General features: G+C 53.6%; 20 protein-coding genes. All 20 read right to left on the reverse strand.

Features of this window, described 5'->3' with window-relative positions:
- Positions 1-11: 11 nt before the first annotated feature.
- A complete protein-coding gene (locus tag DFP95_RS19110; protein ID WP_115994289.1) occupies positions 12-3,107 on the reverse strand; it encodes a baseplate J/gp47 family protein in 3,096 nt (1,031 codons plus the stop codon).
- An 18-nt stretch (positions 3,108-3,125) separates the two neighbouring features.
- Positions 3,126-3,527: a GPW/gp25 family protein gene (locus tag DFP95_RS19115; RefSeq protein ID WP_115994290.1), complete on the reverse strand. Its 402-nt coding sequence runs from the start codon at positions 3,525-3,527 to the stop codon at positions 3,126-3,128.
- Between the two features lie 22 nt (positions 3,528-3,549).
- A complete protein-coding gene (locus DFP95_RS19120; protein ID WP_245987736.1) occupies positions 3,550-4,218 on the reverse strand; it encodes a phage baseplate assembly protein V in 669 nt (222 codons plus the stop codon).
- 65 nt (positions 4,219-4,283) lie between these two features.
- A complete protein-coding gene (locus tag DFP95_RS19125; protein WP_115994291.1) occupies positions 4,284-5,384 on the reverse strand; it encodes a phage late control D family protein in 1,101 nt (366 codons plus the stop codon).
- 7 nt (positions 5,385-5,391) lie between these two features.
- Positions 5,392-6,018: a CIS tube protein gene (locus DFP95_RS19130; RefSeq protein WP_115994292.1), complete on the reverse strand. Its 627-nt coding sequence runs from the start codon at positions 6,016-6,018 to the stop codon at positions 5,392-5,394.
- Positions 6,019-6,360: 342 nt separating this feature from the next.
- Positions 6,361-10,137: an IMCp domain-containing protein gene (locus DFP95_RS19135; protein ID WP_115994293.1), complete on the reverse strand. Its 3,777-nt coding sequence runs from the start codon at positions 10,135-10,137 to the stop codon at positions 6,361-6,363.
- 69 nt (positions 10,138-10,206) lie between these two features.
- A complete protein-coding gene (locus DFP95_RS19140) occupies positions 10,207-10,653 on the reverse strand; it encodes a phage tail protein (RefSeq protein WP_245987737.1) in 447 nt (148 codons plus the stop codon).
- A gap of 9 nt (positions 10,654-10,662) precedes the next feature.
- Positions 10,663-10,914, reverse strand: coding sequence for a DUF6760 family protein (locus DFP95_RS29705; RefSeq protein WP_342768264.1), 252 nt, complete (start codon positions 10,912-10,914; stop codon positions 10,663-10,665).
- A complete protein-coding gene (locus DFP95_RS19150) occupies positions 10,854-11,234 on the reverse strand; it encodes a phage tail assembly protein (RefSeq protein WP_115994294.1) in 381 nt (126 codons plus the stop codon). The genes DFP95_RS29705 and DFP95_RS19150 overlap by 61 nt, the downstream gene beginning before the upstream one ends.
- Positions 11,235-11,577: 343 nt before the next feature.
- Complete coding sequence (locus DFP95_RS19155; protein ID WP_115994295.1) at positions 11,578-12,012, reverse strand: phage tail protein; 435 nt, start codon at positions 12,010-12,012, stop codon at positions 11,578-11,580.
- 32 nt (positions 12,013-12,044) lie between these two features.
- Positions 12,045-13,757, reverse strand: a complete 1,713-nt coding sequence (locus tag DFP95_RS19160) for a phage tail sheath subtilisin-like domain-containing protein (protein WP_115994296.1) — start codon at positions 13,755-13,757, stop codon at positions 12,045-12,047.
- A 167-nt stretch (positions 13,758-13,924) separates the two neighbouring features.
- A complete protein-coding gene (locus DFP95_RS19165; protein ID WP_115994297.1) occupies positions 13,925-14,722 on the reverse strand; it encodes a hypothetical protein in 798 nt (265 codons plus the stop codon).
- Positions 14,719-15,321 (reverse strand): Pvc16 family protein, encoded by a 603-nt coding sequence (locus tag DFP95_RS19170; protein WP_245987738.1) that lies wholly within the window; start codon positions 15,319-15,321, stop codon positions 14,719-14,721. Before DFP95_RS19170 ends, DFP95_RS19165 begins: the two co-directional genes overlap by 4 nt.
- Before the next feature lie 75 nt (positions 15,322-15,396).
- Complete coding sequence (locus DFP95_RS19175) at positions 15,397-17,634, reverse strand: ATP-binding protein (protein ID WP_147304187.1); 2,238 nt, start codon at positions 17,632-17,634, stop codon at positions 15,397-15,399.
- A 249-nt stretch (positions 17,635-17,883) separates the two neighbouring features.
- Positions 17,884-18,216: a DUF6572 domain-containing protein gene (locus DFP95_RS19180; RefSeq protein ID WP_115994299.1), complete on the reverse strand. Its 333-nt coding sequence runs from the start codon at positions 18,214-18,216 to the stop codon at positions 17,884-17,886.
- A gap of 422 nt (positions 18,217-18,638) precedes the next feature.
- The gene (locus tag DFP95_RS19185) at positions 18,639-20,003 is read right to left on the reverse strand and encodes a PP2C family protein-serine/threonine phosphatase (protein ID WP_115994300.1); all 1,365 of its coding nucleotides are present in this window, start codon (positions 20,001-20,003) and stop codon (positions 18,639-18,641) included.
- A 55-nt stretch (positions 20,004-20,058) separates the two neighbouring features.
- Entirely contained in the window at positions 20,059-20,397 is a 339-nt protein-coding gene (locus tag DFP95_RS19190; protein ID WP_115994301.1) for an STAS domain-containing protein, read from the reverse strand.
- Positions 20,398-20,418: 21 nt separating this feature from the next.
- Positions 20,419-20,856, reverse strand: a complete 438-nt coding sequence (locus tag DFP95_RS19195) for an ATP-binding protein (RefSeq protein ID WP_181907517.1) — start codon at positions 20,854-20,856, stop codon at positions 20,419-20,421.
- Between the two features lie 133 nt (positions 20,857-20,989).
- Positions 20,990-23,494, reverse strand: a complete 2,505-nt coding sequence (gene hrpB / locus DFP95_RS19200) for an ATP-dependent helicase HrpB (RefSeq protein ID WP_115994303.1) — start codon at positions 23,492-23,494, stop codon at positions 20,990-20,992.
- A gap of 134 nt (positions 23,495-23,628) precedes the next feature.
- A complete protein-coding gene (locus DFP95_RS19205) occupies positions 23,629-24,804 on the reverse strand; it encodes a sugar ABC transporter permease (RefSeq protein WP_115994304.1) in 1,176 nt (391 codons plus the stop codon).

Raw genomic sequence — 24,804 nt, forward strand, 5'->3', positions numbered from 1 at the left:
AAATTTGCAGTTTAAGCAATCGTTACGTTAAGGCGATGACTCAGTCCATTCGACACGATACCGTTCAGGACTAGGCGGATATCCTCCGGCAGCATTTCCGCGGTTTCCCCGTTCTCGGAACGCATGACGCTAATATGGAGCTGCTCTACCCGCTGAACGCCTCTTACGGACTGCAACAATCCGTAAAACGCCGATGCGTGAACGGGCTCCCCGATCTCCCATCCTTGTCCGTCCATTTGTCCGCTGACCGGGTTCAAGAACCTCTTTAGTACGTCGAGGCAGGCAATCTCCGCAGGGATGATCATAGCCGAAGAATCCACGATGATCGTAGCGATGACCGAGATTTCGATGAACGCGGGAGCCATGACGCACAGCTTTCCTCCGGCAACGACCATATTCGAAGCTTTGCTTCGCAAAGCTTTTTCCAGCTTCCGTTTCGTCTCCGGGAAGTGCTCTTTGCCCGCTCCCCCTCCGGACGGAAGGGCGACTACGACCATCGAACCCGGACTATAGGCAAGCCGCGCGTTGCGGTTCGGCAAGCATTTCACTTTAAGAATGCCGGGATCTATTTCTTTGACGAGCCATTCAACATCCGATGCGGAAATCGCGCGACCGCGATGCTTCAATTGCTGCGGGCCTCTTCTTAAAGCTCCTTCGAGAGACTCCGGGTCGCCGCCGCCGATGGCCGAAGCGGGGTTCGAAACTCCGTTAACGAAAGCAAGAGACTGCATGATGCCCGCGAGTTGACCCGCTCCCACGTTCCCGCGGGCGCCATTCGTTACCCGGTAAGTGACGCGTACTTTATCTCCGCCTTCATGCGGAGGAGCCATGCCTCTGACGCCGTTGCCGAATTGCATGAATCCCGTAGTCGGCTGAATCGTATAATGCCTCTCGTCTCCCGAAGATCCCGCCAAAGAACGGACTTCATCCCAACGAACCCACAAACGTTGAACCGCACCTTCGCTGTCCCTATAGATTTCATATCGTTCGGGGTCGTTGTCCGCTAGTCTGCCAAGCTCGTGCTCGGCAATATGACCTGTCTCGTCGACCCACACCTCTTGGCCTACGATCGGCGTTTGCGACAGAACGCGTCCGCCCTTGCTGGATTCGGGATATTCGTTCAAGATGGTTCGCTGCTGAATGGCCAGGACGGAGTTGCGATGTATTCCTGTCACGCTTGGAAGCGCGACTTCCGCGGCTCCGTATTTTCCGTCGCGATTGACGGCCCGAAGCCATACTCTTTCCCGGCCGAACAATGTCGCTAAGGCGAGCCCTGAGGGACCGACGAATTGGAGCGCTCCCGATTGGGTGAAGCCTTGGGTATCGTCTACGATTTTCAGAGCTTCCCAAGACCACTCCACGCCGTTTCGAACATACGCTTCCCATTCGATCCACGGTGCTTGCTCTTCCTCCGCCGGTTTGCGTCCTAGCGTGAACTGCAAACGGATGGGACCTTTGACGGGCGGCACGTCGAATGCCATATAAACCGATGGTGCAGGGCAAGGAATCGGCAGAAACGGTTTGAAAGTGTCTCCGCCTTGCCTTGCGGTTGCCGTAACGTCTTTCAACACGGCATTGTTCAACGTCAGGGCGGAATCCGGTCTTAGGTTAGCGGTACGGGCGTATTCGTAGGAAAAAGCTAGCTGCTCGATCCTTGGGCTCATATACTCGACGACCGGTGCCGTCGGGGTATCCGTGGCCGTAACGCGTGCCCTTAACCAGCAATCTTCCCTTCCGTTAACGAACGTCGGCGCCATGTCCTCCGGACACGGAAACTCCATGACGACATCCTTTTGCTCTTCCCCGAAGCCGGCGAACATTTCTTCGAAGGAGCCGCTTTCCGGCAGCTTCATCCAGTTGTCGCCGTTCCAATATTCCCACTGGACTCTTCTGATGTATAGGCGAGGCAATGGTTTTTTCTCGAAATCGGCCGTTCTCATGACCATTTTCCAACGAATTTCCGGATCCGGCCCCATTCTTAAAGCGTTAGGAACGTTACGGGCCTTGAAGCTCATGCGCAGCCGGCTTCCCCGCTTGCTGAAAGCCTCCGGGCAAGAAGCATAGAACACCGAATAAGGAACCGAGTATTCCCCGAACGGGTAGAAGCCGGACCGATCCAATTGCAAGTCGTTAAAATACAGCTCGTTCGGCATGATACCTTCCGGATCTAACTCCCTATCGTGAGTCGCGCGCATCGTTACCCGATCCATATCCTGAATCGCCTTCAGCACGGGAGGTCCGTTCTCTCCGGCAGCGGTAGGCTTAACCCGGCAACGAATCCATCGGCCGGCCAGTCCGTTAATCTCGGTTTCTTCAACCGCACCAGACGATTTTTTCCACAGCGTGATCTCTTGTCCAAGGGCGGTCGCTTTCTCGAACGGAATCCATTCGTTGCCCTTCGAATAAGACCATTCCAGCCAGTCCTCGCGGGACAGAACCGTTGCCAATTCTCCCTCGACGTACCTGCGTTCCGAGTTATGCCACTTCAGCGTAAGCTTGGCCGGATGATCCAGATGAAACAGATCGTCGTTGCGGATGTATAACGCGTGATCCTGCAGATTGTCTCCTTCGACCGAGAACAACGGCACCTCCGGCGCGGAACCGGCCAGAAGCGACTCGTCGTATTGCTCCGCGGTCAGCACGATCCGATCGCGATCCGGGTGAACGTTGTAGAGCTCCGTCAGCTTGGCCGGGGTAATGAGCAACGCCCCTTCCGTCTCGTACGGCAGCTCTTCCCCCTCGTCGTTGGGCCTAGCCGTAAGCAACGTACCGCTCGGAACGTACACTGGCTCCCGTACCCCCTCGTTCAACGCGAAAACGACATGCGCTCGCGCGGCTCTGGCAGGCTGGATATTCACCTGAAGCAAGTCCAAAAAGGCTATGAAGTTGTTGAGCGGAACGCGATTAAGCCGCTTGATGTTCTCCCCCAGCATTTCCGCCGCGAGATAGAACAACGCAGTACCCGCATCGGGATCTTCCGGCGAGAATCGCCATTCCGGCGTGTAATGGGGAACCATCGCCTTCATCTGGTCGATGAGGGCGTCAAGGTCCCTTCCATCGATCGCAGGCGAACGGGATATCCCGTCTTGCCATAGCTCTGAATTCATCCGTTTTGTCGCTCCCGTTTATTTCGTGCCTTCTTCCAAGTAGAAGGGGTATACCTGATTAAATAAGTTGTTAGTGGATCTAACGGTGTAGGTGATGCTTAAGAGCAGTCGTCCGGATTGCGATTGGTCGAGCTTAGCTTCCACTTCGACGTCGGTTACTCGCGGCTCCCATACCGTGATTGCTTGGGTGATATCGCTCTCGAGAAGCCTCATCGTCGTTTCGTCGGTCGTGCCGAACACGAAGTCCCTCAGTCCGCAGCCGAAGTCGGGACGCATGACTCGCTCCCCCTTGGAAGTCATCAGGATAATGCGAACGGCTTCCGCGATGTCGTCTTCGCCTTCCGAGAGCAGGAATCGCCCGGTCGTGGCATCCACCGTTACCGGGAACTTCCAGCCTCTGCCCAAGAATGCTGCGCTCATCGATTACTCCCCCCTCCGCTGCTTAGTTGATTTTGACCATCGCGCCTTTGATCGTAACGATACCGTCCGACATGAGATCCAGCTTGGCTCCCGCTTTTATTTTCAAGGCCGCGGTTGCCTCTATATTGACTTGAGTACTCTTGACTGAAATCTCTTTGGTAGATTCGATCTTAATATCGCCCTTGTTGTCAATCGTGATCTTGTTCGAACCCGACTTAATCGTAATCGTGCCCGCGCTGCTGCCCGCCAACACGACCGATTGCGCGTCGCTCTTCGTTCCGAGCGTGATTTTCTCGTTCGCGTCGTCGATCTCGAGCTTGATTCCTTGTTTCGTTTGCAGCGTCACTTTGCCCTTCGAATCCGTATCGTCGAAAATGAGCTCGTGCCCCGCGCGGGAATAGATTTTACGAAGATTGTTTTTCTCGTCCTTCGCCGGCGGTTTTTTCGTTTTGTTCCATAAGGAACCGATCACGAACGGCTGATTCAAGTTTCCCAGGAGAAAAGCCACGAGCACCTCGTCTCCGACCTCAGGAACGAACAAGGTCCCCATGCTGCTTCCGGACATGAGCGACGTAATCGGCGCCCAGTCGGTTTCGTGGGCATTTTCCCGCAAGGGGAACTTAAGCTTCACGCGATTTAAGCCTTCGGGGTCTTGATTGTTCGTTACCGTGGCGACCATGACGCCGCTCACCGTGCTTTGCCCTCCGCCGGAGCCCCTATCGGATTGAGATGGAAAGAAATCGCTCATAGAAGGCATTAGATCGCATTCCCTTCCACTTCGAATTTAGTCGTATAACCTTGGCTGTTGATCGTATGAGTAACCGCGCATAGAACGTAGGGCTGATTGAATTGAGCGCCTAATCCTTCGACTTTAATGTGTCTTCCGGCACGAATTTCCGGTATTCCGATACATTCGCCTTCGCCGCTGACCAACTCCATCGCGCGTTCATTGAGCATCGAGTTAGCTAGCTCCTGCGCTTCGGCTTGCGATGACGCGTTACTGTAAACCGTTTCTATGGTATTGCTGGACAAAGCCGCCATGATGTCCTGACCCGTCCTGCCGTTATTGCCGATTTTGTTTACCCCCTGGGCCGTCGCCTCGAAAGATTCCCATGACTGGGGATCGGTACCGCGGTAAATGAGCTTGCTCACTTGTTTGGAAATATCCACGGACACGGAATAGCTCTTGAGGTTTTTACCGTACATAAGCGTAATGACGGGACTTGCGGAAGGATTGATTTTGCGAAAATAAAGCTTCTGTCCGAGGACGAAAAAGTCATGGTTGGTTTCCTCGGCCAAATCCCTCAAGAAGTGAAAATCGCTCTTGCGCATTTGCTCGATTGACGGCTTTGGCGTTAAAGTGTCGTCCACGTTTAACTGCAGGCTATATTTGCCGCCGATTTCCTTGACGACGTCGCTGACTTTCTTGTTCAACCAAAGGTTAGACGTAACGGTCCGCATCATGAGACATGACCGGTCCATCCCTTGAACCGAGATGGTTGGTTGTCCTTCGGAAGGATAGTCGACCGTAAATCCGGTGATGATGCCGTCGAACACCAACTCTAGCTTGTCCGTGTAGCCCATCTTGATCGAGATCGTTTTTCCGACATCGATGAGCGATCCTAGCCACTTGAACTGGCGTGCCACGGCATCATAAGCGTTTTCGACCCGAAATTGAAAGGAATCCGACTTCTGATCCGTTGTGCTGCTTACGGTAACAGTCGATACCGCGATCTTCTGCAGCGTGAAGCTCTGCCCATCCACGCTGATATCGAACGCGGGAGCGAAGAAATGGCGGTATTTCTGCTCCAGGTCGGCGAATACGTATGTGGTGCTGTCGAATTTAATGGTCGCCACGATACTCTCACTCCAGCCTTGGTATGATTAGCTTGCGTCCGACCGGCAGCTTGCGCGGATTGTCAATTCCGTTCGCTTCCGCGATGGATCGCCACTGTCCCGCGTCTTCGTATTCCTCGGCCGCCAGCATCCACAATTGCTCGTCTTGCTTCAGCATCTTCTGCTTCGTTCTGTCCGCGCTCTGGCGCGGGACGTTCTGGTATTGCTCGGTCATCGATTGGACCGCCCGGAAAGTGACGTTTAACGTCGCCCGTACCGGCAATCCCGAATCGAGGAACATCGTGAAGCGCTGCTGCACCTTCTCGGCAACGCCTTTGAAGTCTAGCGAACCCCAGACGAACCGACACATCGGAGGAGCGTGCAAATCGCGGTCGACGTTCAATAGTCCCGATACTTTGGCGGTGTGCGTCCTCACGTCGGTGCCCTTCTCGTAAGTATCGAAGAAGAGATCCATCGTTAACGTCGTCGCTTCGCCGCTCACGAATTGCGCGATCGGGGACTGGAGACCGGGAATCGTCTGCCATGAAAATTGGTTCCCCGACTGCAGCACGTACTCGTTCGGATTAAACAAGACGTCAACCGTTTCCTGCGAGCTGCTTTTAATGATAATGATCTTCGCTTTGCTTAATGCCAACTCCGCTCCCCCTCTCCTTTAATTTCGCTTATCCTGATAGCCGTGCCGCCTCGCGGTACATTCCCCTTGGCGTTCATTCAAGTTAGTTTCAGAGTTAACGAAGTAACTTCGTTATCTCGAGGCGATTTTCGCTTGGTTGACGGAATTATCGAAGTAGCTTCGTTATTTCTGCTCCATTCTCGCTTGGTCGGCTGAATTAACGATGTAGCTTCGTTATTTCTGCTCCATTCTCGCTTGGTCGGCTGAATTAACGATGTAGCTTCGTTATCTCTACTCGATTTGTGTTGCTGCGAACGATTTCGGTTGATTAACTCGTTCCTGCGTAAGCTACTTAACCTAGAACTAGAACCCGCGAAGTCGTTGCTCGAACTTCATTCGTTTCATCAACGATTTGTACACCTGATCCGCCAGTTGATCCGGATCAAGCTGCGGCAAGGCGCTGATTGCCCTCTGCAACTGCTCCTGATTGATTTCCTGAACGGGCGTCTCCGCCGTGGCCATGCTAGATGGAGCCTGTTCAGCCGGTGCGGCTTCGCGTGCATTGCGGCGCAGATCCATCGACGGAGTCTGGGAATGCTCACCCGCTGTTCCCTCGCTAGCGGTCACGATTGGGGCTTCGCTACCTCGAGCGCCTTTCGCCGCCGTCAAGGCATATGAAAACTTAACGCTGGGCTGGAGTATAACCGGTGTTCCTTGCAGCGGTTCATCATGGCTCGGAGTACCCGGAATCGTCGTCCTCGTCGGCGAAATCGGCCGGTGCTGCCCGATTGGCATCACGTTCCGGCGAACCAACTGCCGCGTATTCGAGGCCGACATCGAAGCTCCCGGTGCCGAAGGTCGATCATCCGTCCGTACTCTTCTTGACGATTGAACAAGGGGTACGACGACACCACTACGAACGGCTGGTGATTGCGATTCCGCCGAACGAGTCTCGTTATTCGCCATGGAAGAATCGGTAGATTGAATCCGACCCCGTTCAAAAGATCCGTTCGCGGGACGAGGGCTTCTTCGCACCAGTTGAGCTCTGGCGGACGGAGCGCTCCACACCGCCGCCTCTTCGCCGTCCGAAGATATGCGCCCGAGGCTCCGGGTTGAAGTTGCGCCTGACCTGATCGTCGCCGGGTACCGGGCTTCCGTTTGTGCTAATGAACCCTGGCTAGATTGTCTTGAGTTCTTCGGGTTATTTTCATTCCTGCGTATAGTCGTACGTATAGTCGCACTCATAGGCAAAATCGATGAGGGCATTCGTCTAATGAGCCTCGATGGAGTCCGAACTCCCTGACTCCGCCAAACACCTGGTACCGCCGCCGCTTCCGAAGACGATTCCGGAGAAGATTCCGTACCGATTGTCTCGTCCCTTAAAGGCGAAGACGGTTCAGCGTTCAGGACGTTGCCATTATGAGACGTTGGTTTCGTCGAGAGTTGAACCTCTTCCGTAATTTGCGGCGATGCCTCGCTACGATGGATCATTCCTGACTTACCATCGTCGATCCCTGGCCTCTTGCTTACATCTAGAACCGTTTCCTTCACCGCTCCCGATAGCATTGAAGTCGGCGTTCCTGATAATGTTGGAGTCGGCTTTCCAGATAGCATTGAAGATGGAGTCGGATAAGTGAACTTCGTACGCTGGTCGATTCCATTGCCTAGAATCGAGGCCGAAGAATGAATATTCCTCTCTCGTGCATTCGACGTGGCAGTGGGAGAAGATTGCAAGTCCGGTTTTAACGGCAAGTTCGTTCCAATGGATCTGTTCCTCTTATTCATGCGATGCAGTTTAATAGAGTCCGGCACCGACTTAGCCGCCATGCGTTGCAGCAGGACTGGCGTACGATTCGAGGCTGCCGTGTTGCCGATCGATCTAGCTCTTGCGGTTATATTCGATGGCGTCGCTTTGATCAAACCTGCAATCCTCGAAGCCATTTCTCCGATGATTCCCGGCGCGGCGAGTACATTCCCTTCCGCTGGACTTCGGGGGTCGGTCCCGTTATTATCGGGAACCTTGCGCGAACGTTGAGCTAGTTCCGCGGACTTTCTCAATAGAAATGCCTTCTTAGGTTGGTCGCGAAGTTCGATCGCTCTCTGTGCCAGTCGATACTGGATAGACGATATTGGCAACGACGATTCCGGCTTCTGCTTACTATCCATACTTTTAAGCAAAGTTCTCATGTCCTTGCGTTGGACAAAAGGAATAGCTTCGCGATTCGTCTGTCTAACGTACCGCGCCATGACCGGGCCGGTTGGCTCGAATGTCCGGGGAATCTCGGACGCCGAGACCTCGTTCCGTCGCGTTCGTTCGCCATTAAGGTAACCGATTTCCGAATGCCTCTCGGTGTTCTCTCTGTTATGCCGAGCTTGATTCGCAACGCTCTCGGTTTGCTCCGCCCCCAAGCTTATCTTTATCATTCGCGGAGATAGCTTCAGAGAGCCCGGTCTTAAGCGCAATTCGCTTTCCGTCCGTTGGAGATAGGGATTGATCTCGGAGAGAATATCGCCTGTTAGTAGGCTTTGAGTATTCCCCTCGCGGACAATCCCCCGGTTATTGCCTTCCCTCTTAGCCATGCTGGCCTTTTCTTGATCCGCGATCCGCCGAAGAATCAAGCGCAGAGGCGCGGACTCTTTCAGGCTAACCGTGTCGCCGCTAAGCTTGTCGCCCGTTTCGATCAGAGGCTTGTACAGCTTCCACTCGACTTGCTTCCGATCCGAAGAGGCTAGGATCGAAAAGGTTCCAGAGGCAACGGTCGCAGTGTATGCTTCTAGGATTTCCGGTTCCATGACCGGAGGAACGGATAAGGACCGCACCTCGTGATTGATAGCCGGATACTTTTGAGAAATTTCCCCCTCAGCCAACATTCGACCGGGATTTCCTGCTTGCGATAACCTGTATGATCTTGCACCCGCTCCGGCTTCCATAGCCTTAGTTGCATTCTCTGCTTGGATTCTCCGCAGATTAAGCTTTCGATTGATCAAAATAACGTTAGCGGAGTCGGCTACTCCCTTATTCCGCGGTGCCAATCCGGTCGCTTGTTCCAAAATCGGAAGCGGCGATAGCTTCGGTTTCTTCACGACGTCGCGTTGAGGCAACGATTTTGACGTTCGAATATCCGTCTTGCGAGCGTTGCCGATACGACGAAATACGATGTTCGCGGTCGCGATGATCGGCCATGCAACATTGCTTGCGATTCTTTTCGCGAGAGCGTTCTTGCCATTATTTCGTCGGGAGGATAAACCGGCAGTTTCTACCGATTGCGAGTCGGTCGACTCCGGCGCTTGTGCTTGCCTTAACCTGGTTTCATCGCCAACTCCCGTGATTGCCATATCGAAGCCCTCATTCGCCTGAGGTTCCTTTAGCGGGTTCATCGGCGAGTTGACGTTGTCGGAGTTTTGCCTATTTGGTCCAGCATTAGTATTCGTATTAGCTACAGATTTCCTTATACTCTTCGAACTAGCATCCACTTGACCGGAACTCCGAGGATGCGATGCCCGTTCGGCTTGTACCGGCGAAGGTCCGTTTATAGCTTGCTCTCTTAAACGACGCTGTTCGAGGATAATCCGGTCTACTTCCCGAAGCTCGACGATTCGCCTTTCGACGATTCTATCTCGATCGACGGGTTTATCGCGTTCTACTATTCTCTCCCGATCGACGGGTTTATCGCGTTCTACTATTCTCTCCCGATCGACGGGTTTATCGCGTTCGACGATCCTGTTCCGTTCGACGATTCTATCGCGATCGACAGCCTTGTCTCTGTCGACAACCTTTTCTCGTTCCACGATTTTCTCGCGTTCTACGACAATTCTTTTTTCGACGACTATCTCTCGTTCAACGATACGTTCCTTCTCGACAACGCGTTCCCGATCGACCGTCCGGGTTTCCTTTACGGTTACGATAGGAGCAACCGCCGGCTTATGAATCGGAGCCTGAGTAGCATTATATAAAGAGCGGGGGAAGGGATTGCGGACGGCCTTACGGCCTTCTTTGGACGCTACCCTGAAAATCAAGGGCGAACCGCTTTTGACGCCGCGGCGGATGGGTCCGTACTTGCCGGATATGGTGTTCGCGAACCATTCATGGGTTACCTTCAAATTAGCTGCGGGTTTATTCCACTCAATGATACGTCGCATCCTTCATCCTCCCTCCTTCCCGTTTTCCGCAATGAGCTCAAAGCTAGCTAATTTCCTGCTTGTTATTACCTAGGGACGGAATATCGTCTTGATGCCGTTGTGCACGAGCTCGACCGTCTCGATGGCCACTTCGCTTGTCGCGGCATTCAGGCTTGGACCCGTCCATTTCGTGGGATAGGCATCAAAAAAATTCCAACGGCAAAGCTCTGCCCCGTCTTGCTTATACAAAATGATGGAACCGCTCTTGCGAGACACGGTACCTAAGGAAGATTGCGAGTACCAATTCCAAAGTTCCTGAGAGGAGGATAATCCCCTTCGCAATACGATCGGAGAGTTCCTGACGCCTTTGGGTAGCCGATGAACGTAGCCGTTCACTCCACCCTCGCGTATTTCCTCGTATTCGATCTGCGATTCCAGTCCCTGAACCTCCGAGAAGCCGGCTACCAACATGCCGTCCAGCTCGACAACGAAGCGAAACGCTCCGTTCACTTTGTGATTGCTTGCGGCTACCGTCACGTTCCGTCGTCACCTCTTTCCGAACACGTCGAATACGTTCTGCTTATCCGGCTCGTCGTTTAGCTTCCGATTGATCTTCGATATTTCGTCGCACCATCGCCGGCGTTCGCGATGATCCATGTTCATGACGTCATCATGGGCCCAATGGAAATAATAGGCGATAAAGCCGACTTCCTCGTAGAGCCGCTCAGGCGAATTCCCTACGAGAGGCCCTCCGTTACGGATAAAAAATCGACTTCCACCTCGAACTCGTGATCGCATTTCGGACAAGCGGTATGCAGCTTAGGCGCTTCCATGTCGTTGATCTGACGGTACAGATTTTGCAAGTACGCCAGATCGGCAGTGAATAGCTTCTCTATCGTTTTCGTATCTACGTGCTTCACGTCCCCAAGTCGGGTAATGACGCGAGCTAAAAGAATAATAGAAAGGTAACCCGGATTTTGCTGTACCCGCGGATCGCGCATCGGCAATATCTCATCCGCCGCCGTAGCCAGTCTCATAACGCCGCGCTTGTGCAGCGTGCCGCTATCGTCGACATATCCTCTAGGCAATTCGAAGTCGTATTCCGTTTGAAAAGCCATGACAAGTTTCACTCCTAACTCGTTATATAAAAAAGGAAAACAAGAGAGAGGGCCTCCCTTGTCGGTAAATCGCTATTCTATTGGCGCAATTGCAACCGCGATATAGCTTATTGCAATAGCGTTACGGCATAACGCTATGTCGGTACTTGCTTAAAGTACCGCGTGAATAACGTTATCTCCTAACGTTATTGCCGGGTTGAGCCTCGAAATTCGGCTCTTTATCGCGCAATAGCGTTATCTAGCAACGCTATTGCGACGAAAGGAGTCGGAACGATACGAATACCGCTACCGTTAAACTTTATTGTTACCCCGTTTCAAGAAGTCCGAAGTGGGGTATTAAACATTATGCCGTGCGGGTCATGCCCTCATGAGCAAGCTCGAGCAGCTCGATGGCCACTTCCGCGCCCGATCCGTTAAAGCCCGGAGCGGTATAACGGGTAGGCCATGCTTCGATAACCTGCCAAGTAGCCACGTCTCCGCCTTCGTCATCGATGGCGATAATCGTAACCGTTTTGCGTTCGATCGTGCCTTCCAGACACTCTTGAACCCACTCGTATAATTCCATGGATTCCGTAGAGCCCCACTTAAGCGTGATATTGCCGTAACGCGCTAAGCCCGGAAGCTTGCGGGGGGTAATGACTTCATTGCCTTCCCGATATTGCACGACGTCGAATGAAGCGTCGAACCCGGCTACTTCGCTGAAGCCGGCTTGTTCCAATCCTTCAATCTCCACACGGAATCTAAAATTGCGATACGGATCATTACGTTCTCCTGGCATGGGTATCCCCTTCCGTTCAATTTATATTCGGCTTATTCGGATCCTGTTTTCTGAGTGATGCGGAAGACGACGAACTCGGCCGGTTTAACCGGCGCTACGCCGATTACGCAGATAAGGCGACCGTTGTCGATATCGTCTTGCGTCATCGTGCTGCGTCCGATATCGATGTAGAACGCTTCGCCGGCGCTGCTGCCCATCAATGCGCCATCGCGCCAGATCCGGGTAAGGAAAGCGTCGATCGTCCGTTGAACGCGAGCCCATAGCTGTTCGTTATTCGGCTCGAACACGACCCAGTTGGTGCCGCCTTTGATCGATTCTTCCAAGAAGATGAACAAACGGCGTACGTTGACGTACTTCCACAGCGTATTGGAGGAAGCCGTTCTAGCGCCCCATACGCGAATGCCTTGTCCCGTGAAAGAACGGATCAAGTTTACGCCCGCAGGATTCAGGATGTCTTGTTCGCCTTTGTTGTATTGAACGTCCAGGCCGACTACGCCGCGCAACACTTCGTTGGCAGGCGCTTTTTGCACGCCGCGTGAATTGTCGGAACGGGAATAGATCCCCGCGATCGTTCCTGAAGGAGGAACGAAAATGTTTCTCTTGTCGAGCGGGTCGAACACGGATAACCAAGGATTATAAAGAGCGCAATAGCTGGAATCGAACAGGTTGCGATGAGTCATGACGTCCGCGACTTTCGTCTTCTCGCGCGGAATATCCAAGATCGCGAACCGGCTTCCCAAGTTCTCGCAATGCGCGACTAGAGACAATTGCACGTTGGCATCCGTAACTCCCGGAATCGCCATGATGCTTACTACGTCGTTATCGATGAACGCTTGAATTCCCGTACGGCGACCCGGACCGCGATCTTCTCCCATGAAATCGGAAGCCGCGATACCCGAAACGGAACCGTCCGTTCCTCCCGCGAGCACGAACTCGACTTTGCCTTCGGTACCGATACCGGCTACCGAATCGAAAGGATGAGTCGCATCCGTCGAAGTGACTAATGCCCGAACGTTGACCAAGTTGGAACGTCCCGCCACTTTCTCCACGTATGTCGGCGCTTCAGGGTTAAGGGATACCTTCTCGAAGCTTTCCACTTCGTCGCTATAGATCACGTGAAGGGAAAACTCGCAAGTGGACAATACTTTTGTCGGTAACAGCGCCTCGTCAACCACATTGCCGGACAATTCGTCCGCAAGCTCGATTACGTTACCTTGCACGCTGACGATGCGATTGTATTGCGTTTCTCCGCCCGCATTGAATGCAACGACGTCGCCCGCATAGAATCCGCCCGCGTTTTTCACGCGATAGCGCTTATCCGTAACTTCATAGATTTGAGTCTTTGCTTTGCTTGCATCCGTAATAACGACCTTTACCAAGTTGCCCCATGCTCCGGGATTCTTGGTCGTGATGCTCAACTTCTCGGAAACCGAACCCACGTTGGTTGCCAATTGCGCATCCGACGGTGCGACGCGCATGACGTAACAACGGGAACCGCCGTTCGTGAAGAATTGATCTACCGCGTACGCTAGGTAGCGATAACTTCCGAACGCGCTTTCGGACAAGTAAGAACCGAAATTACGTTGAAAATCGGCAGGACTAGTAATGAGCAACGGCAATCCTTCAACCGCACCCCGTTGCGCCAGCCCGATGAAACCGGCCGTGCTCGTGCTTACGCCGTCGAGCGGCTTAGAACCGCTCTCGAATTCCTCTACGTACACCCCAGGCGACAAATACTCTGCCATGTTACCCGGTTTCTCCACTCATACGACGCGATGCATGTTTCTTCTAGTTGTTCGTATGGGGAAAACCAGTTCCTCCTCTCTATTAATAGGTTTATCAAATCGTCAACCGGAAACGCTTTGCCCTAGAGCATTCCGCCCAATCAACGTCACGCACGACTTCATCTTTCCTACAGACGGACGGGCTCCATCCGTACCACCCGGCCGCCCTCCGCCGTCCAAACAGCGTTCCAAGTCCGGTCTCCGGCCACGATTTCCACGTGAACCGGACATACGGCGGGCAATAGCCCTCTGAAAGGGATGACGGCCATTCCGTTCTTGTCGCTTAAGGTCCGGACGGCAGGCAACAATCTCGTTCCGCGGTTCCATATCCGGGTAAACGGCCGTTCAAGCACGAGAACGGAAGCGTCGCCTTGCAGATCGGTCATGTAACCCCAATCCATAGCCGTTCCTTCTTTGTCGCGCAATACGAACGAGTCTCCCGGCATCAGCTTGCCATTACCCGGAGAAATCCGGATACGCAAGCTTTCTCCGTCGGTTTTCTCCTCGGCCAATCTCCCTCTAACGGCGGCTTCGTCGTCTATGTAAGCCGACAATTGCGCTCCCTGTAGAGGCACGCCTAATCCGTCGCATACTTTGACGGCGAGTCCCGTTGCGGCCATGGGCGGAACATAAACGCCGTTAGGCATCAAGCTTACGGTGAATATCGGAAGTTCGAGACCCGACTCCGGCAATTCGATTTCTTTGCGGTATTCCAAATATGTAGATGATGCGATAACCAAAGTGCAGGTTTTCCCGGGATAGTCCAGGAATGCATAGCTGCCATCCGAAGTCCGAATGGGCTTGCGGTCCGTTTCCGCGAGCGATACTCGTATGGAGGAAACGCCCGGCGTATAACCCGTCCAAGCATCGACGGGCTTTACGACTAAGGAACAACGGGTAACGAACGTTCTTTCCGCCCGGATCAAGAACCTCCGCCTCCCTTGTCGCGCAACGTGATATTGCGCTCCAGGACGCGCGGTCCAGGCTTCACGCGGTTGGATTCCAGCAAAACCGGTCCTACGCGGTAAGCGAGCGACAGCTTGTACGGATTATCCCCGAACTGCCATTGCTGCATAAGCTGCTCCGTGCTGAAGTTCTCCGCGGTAACGCGCAATTCCTCGTTGTTCTCCGCGAGCGTCCCTTCCAAATACGGGCTGCGCAACACGGAGTTGTCGTACAATACTTGCATCGCCTTGCCTAAGACGCGATGCTCGTCCAAGGTTCGGGTATGCAGATCGGCAGTCGAATGCGCAGTCAGGATAAAATGAAGATCGATCGCAAGCGGGGGATATCTAAGTACGCCGCCTTGAGGCTGCATTTCGTTCCGTCTTGCTTCTCCGTTCTCCCGAATGCTACCCAGGTAGAGAGAGAGAACAAAGTCGCCCTTGTCGACTGGAGAGGCCATGCCGATCAAGTCCGGTCGAGGCACGGGATCCGGAGACAGCTGCTCCCGAAGCAGCTTCAACAGGCTGGAGCCGACATCCGCGATAACGGTATATCCTCCGATGAGAGCTCCTCCTTCCACGATCCAACAAAAACCGATAGGTTCTTGAAAAATTCGCCAAGATAAACCTATTATAACTGTAAAAAATCTGGCTGACTATCCAAATGTTTCGTTGAATTCGTCAAAATACGGGGCGAATGTTTCTTTAACGAGAATTTTCCCCATTTTTCTTAATTCCTGCCTTGCGGCCCGCACGAAATGTTCCATTCCGATCGGCTTGCCGTCCGTCGCCGCCAGGAATGCGGCAGCTAGAACTATGTTCTTGATATACCCGCCGGAAACGTCCAACCGGGCTGCCAAGAACGCCAGATCCAAGCCTTCCGACAGCGGAGCCTTGGAAGGAAGGTGAGCGCGGAAGATGAGCTCTCTCTCCGCGGGTCCGGGAAACGGAAATTTGACGACGAAGCTCATTCTTCGGATCAATGCCTCGTCCATGTTCTGAAGCAGGTTGGTAGCTAGAATGGTCACGCCATCATAGGCTTCGATCCGCTGGAGCAAATAGGCCGCTTCTATGTTGGCGTATTTGTCGTGCGCGTCCTTCACTTCCGTGCGTTTGCCGAAGAGCGCGTCTCCCTCGTCGAAAAATAGAATCGCGCCGCTGTTCTCCGCTTCCGAGAACAGCTCGCTTAGCCTTTGTTCCGTTTCGCCGATATATTTGCTCACGATCCGGGATAGATCTATCCGATACAGCTCCAAGCCGAGTTCTCCGGCAATGACTTCCGCCGCCATCGTCTTTCCCGTACCGGGCGGACCCGAGAAAAGCATGCTCAATCCCTTACCGTAAGGCAGCTTCTGGCCGAAGCCCCACCGTTCGTACACCGTCTCGCGATGCTGAAACCTATTGCACGCTTCTTTAATGAGAGAATAAGGTTCTTCCGCAAGGACCAGGTCTTCCCATGACCTCGCGGGAACGATGCGGTCCGCCAATTGAGCTAGACGGTGCCTGAATTGTCCCCGGCTCGCTGTTTCCAAGTCTTCCTTTGTTGGATAGCGGTCTCCGCGGCTTGTCGCCAATGCCATCGCCTGTCTCCATGCGCTCTCGATCTGCCCCGGCGTAAACCGGTACTTGTCCGCGAGCTGCTGTCTCGTCGATTCCTGAACATCCCCTTCCGATTCCAGCGCTTCCGCCGTCCAGAAAGCCGCCCGTATCGACGCGTCGGGTATGCCGACCTCTCCGTAGATCCACCCCGCGCGCGCGGGCAACGGCAATTCGGACGATTGCCGCTTGACGTTGGAAGTCCAGCAGACGATCGGCCTGCGGGAAAATCGGACATACTCGTTCAACGCTTCATGCCATAACTCGAGATGGGGCACGGCGGAGCCGGCGACGGCGTGTTCCTCGGTCAAGCAGATGACGGCGTCCGTGAGAACGGCTTCCCTTACGATCCGGGACATCGCGATTACGGCGCGCTCCGAATCCGACGGCAGCCCTCTAAGAAGCACGTTCAGAAGCCGCTGTTCTCTAGAACTGGCTAGATGTCTAAGACGCAATCGCTTCCCGCCGCCGACCGGACCGGATAAATGAACGAAGGGGACGCTTGCCGATTCGACGGAAGGGTAATCCGCCAAGCCTTGGAGCGACCGATAGACCGGGTCGTCCCATACGAGGACGGGAAGATCCGAAAGCTCCTGCGGCTCGCACGCGGTCACGATTCCTTGCAGCCGGGCATCCAACTCTTCCGTCTGCATGAGGAAACTAACGGACCTCTCATCCAATCTCAATGCCGTCTTTAACTTGGGCCGAACCGAAGCGCCTGCCGGAACGTTATCGTAGGGATCTGGCGACTCCAACAAAATGCTGCGAAGAGATCCGCCTCCGCTCAATAACCGTCTTGCCTTAGACCGCTCCCCGGCCGCATCGCAAAGAAGCCGATACGCCAAATCCGGCGTCGGCGCCCTGCACGTCACGTCATCGTTGAAATACGCTAGCCATTTCTCGTATTTCCGGCTGTGTTCCGCCGCCAGGCAGAGAACAATGAATCGGCGTTCCCAAACCGTCAACCGAAGCCGGGAACAGAGCTGGGACAACGGCAAACCGATGCCTGCTTCGAACGAGGCTTCCGCGGAAGCGGCAATGTCCTTCTCGTAAGCCCGTCTTTCGTCAATATACCGTTGCCAGACTTCAATCGTTCCCGTATTCTCCCCGTCGGGATCCGGATCCGATTCCCTAAGTTCGTCTGCCGTCACGACTAGCCCTCTGGAACCTAACAGAGGATTGGCATGCGGATTTCCGCCGCCGATATCAAGCAGTGCGCGAAACCCTGCTTCCAACCACCCGAGCTCGTCCTCCAGATGCTCTTGTCCATTTCGATAGGGCTCTGGATGCACCAACACAACACATCTCCTCTTCCTATGATTTCAGCTACTTCGCACAACGGAAAACGTTCCTTGTACTCACGACGCCCCACCACATTAAGGCGGCACCGAAGGTACTAGCCGTGATGCGGTTAGGTGGTGCGGGTGTGTCCGGCTGAATCTGCTTCCTTGCTACTGCCAATTACTCCCCTAATCTTCTTCTAACTCCGTCCGGACCGAAGGGCGAATGCCCCGAAACGTGAATATGGTTTATACGCTGTAAATGTCTTATTCACTTTTTGTTATTTGATTCAACGTAATTCCCAATTCTCTTAAAAATCCCTCTGCTCTTGTCAAAAACTCTCTAACAATTGGGCTTATTTCAAATTTTGAATAGAGTACTATTTCAATTTTTTTATCACAAGCATCTGGATAATCTTCATAGATTTGTCCACTTTTAACGAATTCAATATAAGTATTTAATTTTTCTTGAAGTAGAAGTAAATGATTATATTCTTCAGCTTCTGTCCAACCTAGATGGTCAGAGATACTAAGATAAACTTTATTTTCATTCCGGTCAGTTCCAATAAAATCAACTACATTACTTTCACTAATAGACAATTTATTCGTTCCCCAATCTATTATCCCGCACCCACGACCACATTAACGGAACCTGGTTCCACTATTTCGCCGATTCTCGCTTTCAAGGTCCTATTAAAGGACCCGGTTGTTACTACTCGGGTCTATAAAAAGAAGCTCTCTTGGGTACATATCCAATAGCGATGTTAATCCATGTAATTTCAATGCATGATCAAAATATAAGCTGGATAAGGATGTTTAATATCGCTATTATTCTAAAATTATGGTATTCCTTCCGAAAATTCGATCAATAGCGATGTTCTTCATCCTACTTTGTATTCAATATGGCTTCTTGGCTTGAATAATGATGATTACCATCGTACTGGATAGCGGGTACCTAAGTAGTAACAACCCGGTTCCGCTATCCCGCCAGCTAGAAAACCACCATTCTTACTACGCCAGCCCTACCGCCGTAATAACGTCAATACCGCGATATCATCGGACTGCGGAGCTCCATCGGCGAACATGAATACGTGCATCAGCAAGGCGTCGATGATCTCGGCGCTCGACATCCCGGGAGTCATCTCGAGAAACTGGTGCAAGCGCGCCGGGGAATACTGCTCCTGTGCCGCGTTCTCGGCTTCCGTAATTCCGTCCGTATAGAGCAGCAACCGGTCTCCGTGCTCCAGCGTCAAATATCCGTCGTGGTACACGGCGTCTTCCATCGCTGCAAGCGGCAAGCTTTTTTTCAACTTCACCGCTTCGATATTCCCGCCGGCCCGAACGACGTAAGGCGTGCAATGCCCGCCTTCGCTCATAACGACCTCGCCCGTCGAGCATGTGAATACTCCGCAGACGATCGTCGCGAAAACCAGTGGATTATCGCGGGCCAGTTCCCCGTTAACCATCGTCAATAACTCGCCCGGAGATAAGCCGGGATTCATCTTGCCCTTGAGAAGCGTTAGCGTCACCGCCATGAACAACGCGGCCGGAATTCCCTTGTCTGACACGTCACCCAAAGCGAAGAACAGATGATCGTCGTCGATCTTGAAGAAGTTGTAGAAATCTCCGCCGACTTCCTTGGCGGATTTGAGCAAGGCGCATACGTCGTACGGCTCTTGCGAGGACGGCATCGTCCTCGGCAAGAAGCTCATCTGGATCGTACCGGCGATCTGCAGTTCGCTCTCCAATCGCTCCTTGATAGCCGTCGTCGTCTTAAGCGCTTCCAGCGATTGCTCCACCTGCTCGTAGAGCCGCGCGTTCTCCAACGCCACTGCCATCGGCTGAGCTACGTGCTCCAGCAACACGCGATCCCGCTTCGTGAACGGCCGCGAACCGTTCTTATTGATGACTTGAAGTACTCCTTCGACGCGATCCCTGTTCGTGATGGGCACGGTCAACAGGTTTCGGGTCACGAACCCGGTACGTTCGGCTACCCGGTTCGACCATCTCGGATCGCCCTTCGTATCGTTCACGATAACGCTTTGTCCGCTTTGCGCTACGTAGCCGGCGATTCCTTCACCCGCCTTCAGCCTGATTTCCCGAACTTCCTCTCCTTTGTCACCCTGGGCAAGCTCGAAGAAGAGCTCGTCCGTTACCGGATCGACTAGCAGAACGGAAGCCGCTTCGACCGGAAGCACTCGCTTGGCGGTATTCATTATAAGCTCCATCTGTTCCCGGCGCTTCAAAGTCGAATTCAGCTGCATGCTGATGTCGAACAATACTTTAGAGCGACGCGCACGACCGCGCAAAATCAAACCCATCGCTCCCAATCCGAGAATTCCCCCAACCGCCAAGCCTATAGACAAGTCGATCCACTGCCCGTTCACGGGCCATCACCTACCTTTGCACTCGGGCCTAAAGCTGTCTTTATGAACCTTTGTATTACGAGACTACTAGCGTCAAGGCTTCTTCAGTGGAAGCCGCCGTTTCCAAAATGCTCAAGAATCCCGACATTTCGAACACGTCGCGCACTTGATCGCTCATATTCGCGCATATCAAACGTCCTTGCAGGCTTCTGATTTTTTTCGCCGCCACCAACACGACCCGCAAGCCCGCGCTGCTTATGTATTGCATATTCTCGAAATCGAAGACGAACCGGGTATGGCCTTCTCCGGCCAACGCGATGAAAGCCGCCTCTGCCGCTTGCGCATGATGCCCGTCCAAGCGTCCCTCTATGCTCATTACCGTAGCGCCGTCGCGCTGCGTGGTTACGATGTTCATCTTTTGTTTCCTCCTAATGCGTCACAGAAATTTACGTAAAACGATTCGATTGCCGGCGTCGGTTCTCTCGTAGACGACTTCGCTCATTAATTTCCTGACGAAAAAAATGCCGAGCCCCCCGATATCCCGCTCCTCGATTCCTAAATGGATGTCCGGTTGTTCCTGTTCAAGAGGATTAAAGGCGATTCCCTCGTCTTCCAACGTAATTTCAATCCGTCCCGGTTCCACGTTCACGGCTACCGTAATCAGATAATTCCCGTCGTCCCGAGGAAATCCGTAATTAATCGTATTGGTCAGCAATTCCTCGCACGATAACGTCAAGTCCCATTTCAACTTGTCCGGCCAATCGGATCGACCGCCGAGTTCGTCGAAAAAGGCATGCAAACGATCCAGTTCGCTTAAGCGATTGGCTAGTCGGATTACGGTATCGCGTCCGCTTCCATTCCCCTGATCCGTCACACTCGCACCCCGCTTCTCTTTCGTCAGCGTTCGCTAGCTTTCAGCTTTTTTCATCATATCACATCGCGTTTTCTTTGAAATGAAGTTTTATCCATTTTGGACGCATTGCGATCGCCCCTTCGAACTACTTTATTTATGTTTTAGAAGGGCGCGCTCGCCGCGTAGCCTCGGCCTCCAGCGGATTGTCCGGCCAATAGTGCTTCGGATAACGGCCTTTCAGATCTTTACGCACCTCGAAATAGGCATTGCTCCAGAAGCTGGCTAAATCCCTCGTCACCTGAACCGGACGTTGCGCGGGGGACAGCAATCTCAGCGTTAGCGGCACTCGACCGCCGGCAATTCGGGGCGTCTCGGGTAAACCGAAAAGCTCTTGAAGACGGACGGACACCGCCGGCGCGTCCATATCCGCGTAATCGACGGGCACCCGCGATCCGCTGGGAACGGCCCAATGGGTCGGAGCGGCGTTCTCGAGCTCCCGTCTTTGCTCCCAAGATAACATCGATTCCAGAATGTCCTTCAGATTCAGCCGCTGCAGATCGGACTTCCCCTTCAATCCATCAATGTAGCCTGCCAACCAATTCTCAAGCGAACCTAGCAGCGCTTCGTCCGACAGATCCGGCCAAGAGCTATCGTGATGGCGAACGAAAACGGTTCTCTCCTGCAATTGGCGCGCCGCCTTGGTCCATGGAAGCAAATCCAAGCCTTCCGTTCGAATGCCTTCAAGCAATACTTGAGCCACGCGCTCCGCGGGAGGTTTGCTTAGCGGTATCTCTTCCAGCAGCAACGCACCTAGCTTCTTGCGGGAACGGCCTCGAACAGCCTTTGCTTCGGAGTCCCAATAAATATGCGTTTCCACGTTGATTTCCTTATGCAGATGCAAGGATAATTGTTCAAACGTGATGGAGGCGGCCAATCGAACCCGGCTGTCCGTTCCCGTATCATCGACGTCGGCCACGACGATCCATGGCTGGTGCGCAAGCGTCTGACCGCCCGCGAACGTCGCTCCTCTTCCCCCGCTCAACAAATATTTGCCGTTATCCCGTTGCCTGCCGATTCTGTCCGGATAAGCGAAGGCGAGTAGTAGCCCTATCTCTTGAAGAAGATTCGACTCCAAACCGGATTCCGAGCGAATGCCAAGCTCGCGCTGTAGCCTTTTGACCTCTTCCAGCAGCCTGCGCCTAGCCCCTTCGTCCACGGCGTACGCTCCGCCGCCCCGAAGAGCTTCCACTCGCACCCGGATGTCCGCGCTCTGCGCCCTGCCTTCGTAACGGATAAAATCCCGGTTTCCCAGCAATACGGCCAGTTCGCAGCCTAAGCCGCCGAGCCCAAGAGATTCGGCGCGGATCAGCATGTGCGCTAGCCTTGGGTGATGTCCGAATTCGGCTATTTTCTTCCCATGCGCCGTAACGGACTTTCCGCTCTTATCCATGGCCCCGATCTGAACCAGCAATTCGCGGGCTTGTTGTAACGCCGGAAGCGGCGGTGCATCCAACCAATTCAATTCCATGACATCCCGCGCTCCCCACACGGACAGCTCCAATAAGAGGGGAGCCAAATCCGCCTCCAATATTTCAGGTACGCTGCGGGCTGCTAAGCCTTGCTGCTCCTCTTGACTCCACAAACGGTAACAGGTACCCGCCATCAATCTTCCGGCCCGGCCGCGGCGCTGATCCGCGGAAGCCGCGGACACCGCAACGGTTTCCAGGCGGGACATCCCCGTTCGGGGAGAAAAGCGGGATACGCGGCTAAGACCGCTATCGATAACGACGGTTATACCTTCCACGGTGAGGCTCGTCTCCGCAACCGAGGTTGCCAGCACAACCTTGCGCTGACCCGAAGGCAACGGTGCTAACGCCTGATCTTGCGCATCGGCGGTCATGCTGCCGTGCAAGGGAAACACCCGTACGCCAGCTTCCGCAGAGATTCTCCCTCTCAGCTTAGCCTCCACGGAACGGATTTCCCCCGCCCCCGGCAGGAAGACGAGGATATCTCCGGCGTGCATCCGCAAAGCATCCATAATCGCTTGCGTAACGGAATCTTCCATATATACGCCGCTCGGCTTGGGACGATATATCGTCTCTACCGGGTAGCTGCGCCCCTCGCTGCTAATGACTGGCGCTCCGCCAAGTAGCTCTGCAACAGGCTCCGCCTCCAGCGTCGCGCTCATGACGAGCAGCTTCAGATCTTCCCGCAGCAAAGCTTGAGATTGCAAGCACAACGCTAGTCCCAAATCGGCTTGCAAGCTTCTCTCATGGTACTCGTCGAAGATGACGAGACCGATCCCTTCCAGAGCGGGATCGGCTTGCAGCATTCTCGTCAGCACGCCTTCCGTAACGACCTCGATCCGGGTTCGCGGGCCGACCTTCGTATCCATTTTCACTCTATAACCGACCGTTGCTCCGACTGGTTCTCCCAGCCTGTCGGCCATATATTTAGCGGAGCTTCTCGCGGCTAGTCTCCGCGGCTCCAGCATAATAATCTTTTGCCCTTCAAGCCAAGCTTCGCCTAACAAGGCGAGCGGAACCCGGGTCGTTTTCCCCGCCCCCGGCGCCGCAATAAGAATGGCGTTGCCGGAAGATCTCAACGAAAGAAGCAGTTCAGGAAGCACAGAGTCTATCGGTAAAGCACCATTCGTCACTTCGTGTTCTTCCTTTCCTCGCAATCGGCGCACTAGTTCGTGGTCAAATTAGCTTAACACGCAAATAAAGCCGTCCTCAACCCCCCGCGATAACGCGGACGAGTCGGGAACGGCTTTTGGAGGCTGATGATGGTTTAACTTCTCTTTTTACGTGTCATGACATCGAAGATTACGGCAGCGGCCAACACTGCCCCGCGAATCATGTATTGGTAGGAAACCCCGACTCCCAGCAAGTTCATCCCGCTGGAAAGCGACGCCATGACGATCGCGCCGATAATGGAACCCGTCACCTTGCCCACGCCTCCGGCAGCCGAAACGCCGCCGACGTAAGCGGCCGCGATCGCATCCAGCTCGAACAAAGTACCCGCGGTCGTCGTTGCCGATTGCAAGCGGGAAGTAAACAGGATGCCGGAAAGCGCGGATAACATCCCCATGGAACCGAATACGATGTAGGTAATTTTTTTAACGTTAATACCGCTTAGATGTGCGGCTTCCGGGTTGCTACCCACGGCGTAAATATGTCTGCCGAGCACCGTTTTCGTCGTCAGGAAGTGATAGATCACAACAACGATTAGCATAATGATTACCGTCCAGGAAAACCCGTTGTAGCCGGATATGATCCATGTAATATAAGCGATGATGGCGGACACGAAAACGACTTTAACCGTGAAAATGCTTTTCGATACGACTTCGAAATTGTATTTGACCTTGCTCTTGCGCTGCGAGAATTCACTGTAAATATACAAAATAATGACGACAACGCCTAAAATCAAGGAAAGCAGGTTCAATCCGTTGATTTTGGCTATCGAAGGAATAAACCCGTTGCCGATCGCGTTAAAGTGATCGTCCTTGATGCTGATCGTTCCGGTTTTCTCCGTCACTTGCAGCAGCGCTCCCCTAAAGATAAGCATGCCTGCCAATGAGGCAACGAATGAGGGAATACCGATCGAGGCGACCAACACGCCGTTGAACATCCCTATGACGACGCCAAGCACAAGGATAATCGGAATCGTAAGGTAGAACGGAATTCCCGCCTGCGTCAGGAGGATCGCGGCGATCGCTCCCATGAATCCGGCCGCGAATCCGACGGACAAGTCGATATGCCGAATGACGATTACGAGAGTCATGCCGACGGCCAATACGGCTATATACCCCGTGGCATCAAGCAGATTGCTGATATTCCGGGAAGACATGAACAATCCGTCCGTCATGATCGAGAAGGTCAGCATGATTACGAACAAGGCGATATACATGCCGTATTCGCGAATGTTTACTTTGACTAACGACTTGGCTTCATTAACAAAATTCAT

This window comes from Cohnella lupini, assembly GCF_003386205.1.
Classification (GTDB): domain Bacteria; phylum Bacillota; class Bacilli; order Paenibacillales; family Paenibacillaceae; genus Cohnella; species Cohnella lupini.